The following is a 6,229-nucleotide window of genomic DNA, read 5'->3' as shown; positions in this document are numbered from 1 at the left end:
AAGGTTAACGACGGTTAGATTCACCTCTTACACAGCACCTGACTGTTTTTTCTAAGATTGAGTGAATACTTTGTGGGCCTTCAGTGCTTTTTGAGCGCTGCTCTGCAATTTTAAATACTTTACTTTCAGCTAAATCGAGTAGTTCATGGCTATCACGCCCTTCAGGGTTAAAGCCCGCTTCAGCAATTTCATTGGCAACCGTGATCATCTCACGAACAACCGCACGCTCACGTACAATCGCAGCATAAGCATCGATGTTAGCAGCACTTGGCGTATTTTTAGCAATTTCAGCTAAATAGGCAAAACCACCCACTGCACTCAGTTGGTTATTCTTTTCTAGGCTTTCAGAGATAGTGATTAAGTCGATAAACATCCAGTAATAAAGCTTGTAGTTCAGCACTCTCTTTCGTTGGTTCATCAATTGGCGCTTCAAGCACTTCCGCAGGGACTGCAAAACCTCTTTGTAAAAGCATGCCTAAAAATTCTCGCCAAAGGCTTGGTGATTTCAAGCGTTTTTCTAATTTTGCCAAAATTTCTGGCTCTTCTTTGAACTGAGCCATAAATCGACGGTCTTTTTTCCTTAGGAAATATTCCAGCTCTCGAAACTGATAGGATTGAAAGCCACTTGAATTAGATAAAAACTTGCGGAATGAAAGAAACTCAAGTGGGGTCATCGTATCCAAAATATCGACCTGATTGACCATCGTTTTGAGAATTTTAAGCATTCGTTTCAACGTATGCTGTGCTTGATTCAGCCGATTTTCTCCCAATAAATCAACCAACTTGCTGCCTTCATGAAGCAACTGCTGGAACCAAAGTTCATAAACTTGGTGGATGGTAATAAAAAGCAATTCATCATGCTCTGGTCCATCAGAAAGACAATGTTGCAAAGAAATCAGTTCATCGACTTTGAGGTAACTCGCGTAGGTAACATTCATGGTTTTTTCTTCTAGTTATTGTAAAGGATCTGGTTGTTTTTCCGTCATTTGCTATGATGGCTTGACTAAAAAATATAATAATCGGGAACAACCATGTACCGCCAGTACTACCAACGTTTTTTATCTGCAAACAAAGATGTACAACATTTTTCCTGTCACAGCCATCACTATTGGCCGGATGTAACACGAGATGCCATGCTAGAGTATTGGGATGATTGTGCCAAATATGTAGACGAAAAATGGAGCCATTTTTTTCAGCATAGAATTCCCCAAACACAAAGGCTGATCGCAGAAAACCTGAATATATCAAATCCAAGCCAAATCACCTTTGCCCCCAATACGCATGAGTTTGTTTTTCGTCTGCTTTCTTGTCTTGATCTCAGAAAACCGCAACGGATCATTACAACCGACAGTGAATTTCATACTTTTCAACGCCAAATAAAGCGCCTCAATGAATGTGAAAATATCGAAGTGATAGCAGTGCCTCAGTCTCCGGTTGAGACTTTCGAATCTCGATTTTGTGAAGCTTTACATGAAGACGCTGACTTGGTTTTCTTTTCGCATGTTTTCTTTAATTCCGGCCATATTTGCGGCGATCTTGACAGAGATCGTTAACCACGTCAAAAACTCGGACACGATTGTTGCCATTGATGGCTACCACGGATTTATGGCAATCCCAACAGATTTGGGCAGCATTGAAAACCGTGTATTTTATATTGCTGGCGGCTATAAATATGCTCAAGGTGGTGAAGGTTGCTGCTTTATTACTGTTCCTACAAACTGTGCACTCAGACCTTTGTATACAGGCTGGTTTGCTGAATTCGATGCACTCGCTGCACCACGTTCTGATCAGGTCGCCTATAGTTCATCTGGATATCGGTTTGCTGGAGCAACAATGGATTATTCTGCAATCTACAGGCTCCATGCGGTTTTATCGCTGTTTAAAAAAGAAGGGATCAGTGTGTCGCAAATTCACGAATTTATTCAGCAGCGACAACAACTGTTTTTAGCACATATTAATACATTGGATCATCCCTACCTCAACCACCAATCACTGCTTTACCAATCAGCAATGGATCATGGCCATTTCCTCACATTTGTTCTGCCATCTGCTGAGATTGCCGATCAGCTACAGCAGCAGTTAAATACACATATGATCCAGACGGACTGCCGTGGAGATAGACTTCGTTTTGGTTTCGCACTGTATCATGATGGGGATTATGATCTTCGACAAGCATTTAGCTAATTCCCTGACTAAGCTAAGTGAGGAATTGCCCCAACTCGCCAAAAGCATCAAACCGATGCTTTTGATCTGAGTCAGATCCAAACGATAATCAAAGAAGAGCACCTACGTAAGAATGGCAACAACGTGATCAATATAACTGAGAACAGTAATCAGTGTGACTGAAATTTTTTATCCCTTGGTAATACAAGCCATATGCCGTGTGCACTAATCCTATGAGAAGTAGACATGCCCAAGTTTTGGTTTGATCAAATGGAAGCATCAATTCATTCCCTCTCACATTGATCTTATCGTATCTGTCCATGGAAACGTAAGAGATATAAAACACAAACAGGCAAACCGATGATGAATCATGATAAAACTAGCTACCCAGCTATTTCACTACTTAGCTTTTACAAAACAGATGCTTCATCGGCAACATGGGTAAGATAATCATTGCAATACCAAGCCAAGTCAGTGCATCAGGAACTTCATCGAAGCCAATCACACCAATGAGCGCAACAAAGATCAGCCCGGTGTACTCCGCAATTGAGATCTGAGTCGCAGGCGCACGTCGATACGCCGCTACAGCGCTACCATGGTAACCCAACGTAAATAATGAGCTGAGTACAATCAACATCAGTATGCTGATATCCATGGGCTGCCAAAAATACACGGCTAAGCCAAGTGATACAGGGAGTGGATTAAACTCGTCCAAAAAAGTGTCGTAACAACGGGCTGACTTTGTGGGATACTTTTGAGAACAGACATGAAACAATGCCAAAGTCGTTGCGCAGCCAAGTGCAAATAAAGCCGACCAATGAAACTGTGATGGGCGTAATACAATGATAACTCCCATAAATCCAAAGAGTGTGCCGAAAACCTTTGTCCAAGGAGGGCGTTCACCAAGAAATAAGAATGACAATGGGATCATGAGTAGCGGGGCGGCGTAAAAAATGGCATTCGCAGTCGCAAGGGATAAATAAGTCAACGCAACGACCATACAGCAGCTTCCAATAATCACCAAATGTGCGCGGAATAACGTGATTTTTAAACTCCCGACGGCTCGGGCTGGAGCACTGTTTTTCTTCCAGATAGGATATAAAAGCAGTACACAAATGCACTGTCGGAAAAAAATATATTGGAATGGGGATATTTCTCCCCCCATCATTTTTACGGCAACATCAGAAAAAGAACAAAAATATTGCCAATCACGAGGATCAGCATGGCTATCTGAACTGGTGTAAGAAAGCCACTCATGATTGATGCAGCCGCATATCCACATGTGGGATCCCATCTTCAAGGTATGCATCTGTATATGCTTCGAATCCAAAAGATTGATAGAAATTCAATAAATATTCCTGTGCTGCAATTTCAATATCGACACCAGGCCAAAACAACCCACATTGTCTGATCGCTTCGCGCATCAACGCCTGCCCTGCTCCCGAGCCTCTCGCATCTGGCGATGTAACTACTCGTCCAATACTCGCTTTCTCAAATACACTTCCAGGTGGCATCAGTCGCGCATAAGCAACCAGCTTGTCCTGTTCATACCCACAAAGGTGATAAACACTCGAGAGTTAATCGCGATTGTCTAAGTCTGAAAATGGACAATCTTGTTCAACAATAAAAACATCCACTCTGAGTTTCAGTAGATCATATAACTGGTGCGTAGTCAGCTGACTAAATGGAAGGCATTGCCAATTCATGAAAGCGTCTCCGTTAAATAAAAACGACTTTACAGACATTGCGGAGCTACCGCATTAACCTTTGTTAAGCTGGCTACGTTTTTTGATTCGGCTTAAGCTGATTGGCGTGATCCCAAGATAAGATGCGATTTGATAATCTGCCACTTGTTTTTCAAGCTCAGGATATCGTTGGCAAAATTGTTGATATCGTTCTTCGGGTGAATGAAGCAACATAAAGCGCTCTTTAAACTCTTTATGTAACAATTGTTGCTCTACGATATGACACCAAACACGGGGAAGATCGCGCGCGCCATTGATGCAATTCATCCACAGATACTTTAAATAAAGTACTCTCAGATAAGGATTCTCGTTGGAATCTAATGCTGGTTGTGACTTTAATAAGCTTTCAAACCCAATCAGAAAGTCGTTTTCCCAATAAAACTCTTTGATGAATTGCTTACCATGATCGGTGAAATAACTCGCCTGACAAACACCTTTCAATGAGAAAAAATACATGTGTCAGCGACTCTCCCTGGCGGATCAGACATGTTTTCGCTGGTATCTGTATTTGCTCTGATTGCTCGCGTAAAATCGTTCGCTGTGTCCCGATCATGCCCGAACGCTTGTAACATGGATAGAAGGGATTGTTCGGGCATCATGACCAATTACTTTTTACTGGCGAAGTTTTTTTCCAGTGCTTTTTGCAGCGCTTCGAGTTGTGTTTGCACTGTTGCATCAACTAGACCAATATCTGTTTCCAGAATACAACCCTGATCTCGAATACGCGGGTCACCTTCCACATGTGCAAAACTCACGAGATCGATACTCTGATAAGATCATATGTAATTGTTCTTGTACAGAGGAGACATTTTCAGGTGCGACCCGGAACTTTACTTGTTTTTCATCACCAATCGTTCGAAGCGCTTGCTTGATGATCTGACCAGAGACATCCGCGACATCCAACTCACCCAAAATCTGGCGCATTCCATCAGATGAGCCAGATCTACCATTCGCTGTTCGACGGATGCAAAGAAATTGATAGTTTGGCTGATACACAGCGATCTGCTGCTCAGCAATTTCTATCTGGCTTTTTAAAAGGCCTTCCTGGTAGCCACGATCTTTTTCTTTTTCAAAAAATCGAAGCGGCTTCATCTTCCAGTGCTTGTTTTCTTTCCTGCGTTTTTCACAAGCAAATCGTGTAACTCATGAAAAGTATCGAACTGCTCAGAAGAAAGGATTTTGGTTTCTTGTGAAAGCGTTGCTGCTTCACTATTTAGTTGTATAACGCGTACCATTGCCCAAGTGATCCTTTAGTCAATCGTTGAAGTTGCTGTAACAGAGCTGGCCCATTGACCTGAATTTTTCCTGTATAGACAACTGCTTTTTCATACCATGTTGCTGGAAGCTTCAAAATAAATCGAGACACAATACTATCCGGTAAGTGCGATAGGGATTTGATGATAGCCGCATAGATGACCGCTATCATGCACTCAGCATCATCTGGTGAGTCACCTGCTAATTCGAATGCAGGTTCAATACCCATCGGGGAGAAAGCAGCACGGTGCATCGCAAATTGGTAGGCATCTTGACCCAGTAATACCAGTGCTTGATTGAGCTTTTCTCGGTCGATCGTTTGCCTTAATGTCTCGTGGAAAACAGTCGCTGCTGCATATTGCAGCAATTGCTGGACCACTTCCTTTGGCATCAGCAGAATAGGTTCAATCTCAGGTGTTGTCACATCCTGCCATTGCCCAAGGTGGGGATACAACTCCTGAAGATATTCTGACAGTCTGAACCTTCCCGCAGGCTCATTAAGAAGCCGATGCAGCATATCTGCATGAGGAAGTCGATCCCACCATGTGTCATGCACAATGGTCGGATCAATTCGATGAAACTCAAGAAGTTGGGTTAACTTAAGCATTTACTTGTGTACTGAGTTCCGTGGATTCTTTTTTCTTCTGCTTAAACTGTAAGAACAGAAAGACATTCGCTGCAATGGAGAGTAAAGTGATCAAGCTCAACACAATCACCATCCACCAAAAACGACCTTCAGAGTCTGGCGCTATTTTTAAGTTCATGACGTTGACATAGTTTGGCTCTTCCATGCGATTATCAAATTCATGCAGCGGGAATAACGCAACCGAGACTTGTTCGTAGTTCAATCCTTCAATCGCATTGCTGACCATTAATTTAATTTTGGGGATTTGGTCCCTCGAGGGAAATTTCCGGTAAATGCTTGATGAATACCGATGCAGAAGGTGCAACCTTATCTTGGTTCTTCGCTTCTTTCCGGAAGGACAATGTGCACACGTGCTTTTGTTACCCCATCGATCGCATTCAGTGTTGTCTGATAGATCCTGAGACAATGCATAATTGAATAG

Annotated in this window: 10 protein-coding genes and 2 pseudogenes; 2 read left to right on the top strand and 10 right to left on the bottom strand. The window is 42.5% G+C overall.

Translation table 11 applies throughout. The annotated features are described in order from the left end of the window. Positions 1 to 40 precede the first annotated feature (40 nt). Together ACXAC4_RS18430 and ACXAC4_RS18425 are read right to left on the bottom strand one after the other, a co-directional pair. Positions 41 to 367, bottom strand: a pseudogene (locus tag ACXAC4_RS18430) (DnaB-like helicase N-terminal domain-containing protein); the annotation flags it as partial. Beyond that, positions 345 to 938 (bottom strand): tryptophan 2,3-dioxygenase family protein, encoded by a 594-nt coding sequence (locus ACXAC4_RS18425; RefSeq protein ID WP_475164452.1) that lies wholly within the window; start codon positions 936 to 938, stop codon positions 345 to 347. The pseudogene ACXAC4_RS18430 and the gene ACXAC4_RS18425, both read right to left, overlap by 23 nt. Positions 939 to 1,031: 93 nt before the next feature. Here ACXAC4_RS18425 and ACXAC4_RS18420 point away from each other — a divergent pair, with 93 nt between their 5' ends. Together ACXAC4_RS18420 and ACXAC4_RS18415 are read left to right on the top strand one after the other, a co-directional pair. Then, complete coding sequence (locus tag ACXAC4_RS18420) at positions 1,032 to 1,553, top strand: hypothetical protein (RefSeq protein WP_475164451.1); 522 nt, start codon at positions 1,032 to 1,034, stop codon at positions 1,551 to 1,553. Beyond that, positions 1,471 to 2,184 carry an aminotransferase class V-fold PLP-dependent enzyme gene (locus tag ACXAC4_RS18415; RefSeq protein WP_475164447.1) on the top strand — a complete coding sequence of 238 codons (714 nt, stop codon included), beginning with the start codon at positions 1,471 to 1,473 and terminating at the stop codon, positions 2,182 to 2,184. Before ACXAC4_RS18420 ends, ACXAC4_RS18415 begins: the two co-directional genes overlap by 83 nt. Before the next feature lie 382 nt (positions 2,185 to 2,566). Here ACXAC4_RS18415 and ACXAC4_RS18410 read toward each other — a convergent pair whose 3' ends face one another. The 8 genes and pseudogenes from ACXAC4_RS18410 to ACXAC4_RS18375 all read right to left on the bottom strand — a co-directional run bounded on the left by ACXAC4_RS18410 (position 2,567) and on the right by ACXAC4_RS18375 (position 6,034). Next, positions 2,567 to 3,445 carry a DMT family transporter gene (locus tag ACXAC4_RS18410; RefSeq protein ID WP_475164444.1) on the bottom strand — a complete coding sequence of 293 codons (879 nt, stop codon included), beginning with the start codon at positions 3,443 to 3,445 and terminating at the stop codon, positions 2,567 to 2,569. Then, positions 3,417 to 3,713: pseudogene (locus tag ACXAC4_RS18405) on the bottom strand (GNAT family N-acetyltransferase); the annotation flags it as partial. The gene ACXAC4_RS18410 and the pseudogene ACXAC4_RS18405, both read right to left, overlap by 29 nt. A gap of 27 nt (positions 3,714 to 3,740) precedes the next feature. Further along, the gene (locus ACXAC4_RS18400; protein WP_475164443.1) at positions 3,741 to 3,869 is read right to left on the bottom strand and encodes a hypothetical protein; all 129 of its coding nucleotides are present in this window, start codon (positions 3,867 to 3,869) and stop codon (positions 3,741 to 3,743) included. 54 nt (positions 3,870 to 3,923) lie between these two features. Next, positions 3,924 to 4,364, bottom strand: coding sequence for a Crp/Fnr family transcriptional regulator (locus ACXAC4_RS18395; protein ID WP_475164440.1), 441 nt, complete (start codon positions 4,362 to 4,364; stop codon positions 3,924 to 3,926). Positions 4,365 to 4,513: 149 nt separating this feature from the next. Beyond that, positions 4,514 to 4,663 (bottom strand): FliH/SctL family protein, encoded by a 150-nt coding sequence (locus ACXAC4_RS18390; protein ID WP_475164439.1) that lies wholly within the window; start codon positions 4,661 to 4,663, stop codon positions 4,514 to 4,516. Further along, on the bottom strand, positions 4,638 to 5,000 hold the full coding sequence (locus ACXAC4_RS18385) for a hypothetical protein (RefSeq protein ID WP_475164435.1): 363 nt from the start codon (positions 4,998 to 5,000) through the stop codon (positions 4,638 to 4,640). The genes ACXAC4_RS18390 and ACXAC4_RS18385 overlap by 26 nt, the downstream gene beginning before the upstream one ends. A 121-nt stretch (positions 5,001 to 5,121) precedes the next feature. After that, complete coding sequence (locus ACXAC4_RS18380; RefSeq protein WP_475164432.1) at positions 5,122 to 5,586, bottom strand: SctK family type III secretion system sorting platform protein; 465 nt, start codon at positions 5,584 to 5,586, stop codon at positions 5,122 to 5,124. A 175-nt stretch (positions 5,587 to 5,761) separates the two neighbouring features. Next, positions 5,762 to 6,034, bottom strand: coding sequence for a hypothetical protein (locus ACXAC4_RS18375; RefSeq protein WP_475164431.1), 273 nt, complete (start codon positions 6,032 to 6,034; stop codon positions 5,762 to 5,764). Positions 6,035 to 6,229 lie beyond the last annotated feature (195 nt).

This window comes from Pseudoalteromonas sp. AWM4_233, assembly GCF_056158285.1.
The sequence above is the reverse complement of the archived record's forward strand: the minus strand, read 5'-3'. Positions and strand labels throughout refer to the sequence as shown.

What these genes read in the sequence shown, in the direction of transcription:
- ACXAC4_RS18375 (WP_475164431.1), bottom strand. Translation starts at nt 6,034, where the DNA reads ATGGTCAGCAATGCGATTGAAGGATTGAACTACGAACAAGTCTCGGTT.
- ACXAC4_RS18420 (WP_475164451.1), top strand. Translation starts at nt 1,032, where the DNA reads ATGTACCGCCAGTACTACCAACGTTTTTTATCTGCAAACAAAGATGTA.
- ACXAC4_RS18385 (WP_475164435.1), bottom strand. Translation starts at nt 5,000, where the DNA reads ATGAAGCCGCTTCGATTTTTTGAAAAAGAAAAAGATCGTGGCTACCAG.
- ACXAC4_RS18400 (WP_475164443.1), bottom strand. Translation starts at nt 3,869, where the DNA reads ATGAATTGGCAATGCCTTCCATTTAGTCAGCTGACTACGCACCAGTTA.
- ACXAC4_RS18410 (WP_475164444.1), bottom strand. Translation starts at nt 3,445, where the DNA reads ATGTGGATATGCGGCTGCATCAATCATGAGTGGCTTTCTTACACCAGT.
- ACXAC4_RS18415 (WP_475164447.1), top strand. Translation starts at nt 1,471, where the DNA reads ATGAAGACGCTGACTTGGTTTTCTTTTCGCATGTTTTCTTTAATTCCG.
- ACXAC4_RS18395 (WP_475164440.1), bottom strand. Translation starts at nt 4,364, where the DNA reads ATGTATTTTTTCTCATTGAAAGGTGTTTGTCAGGCGAGTTATTTCACC.
- ACXAC4_RS18425 (WP_475164452.1), bottom strand. Translation starts at nt 938, where the DNA reads ATGAATGTTACCTACGCGAGTTACCTCAAAGTCGATGAACTGATTTCT.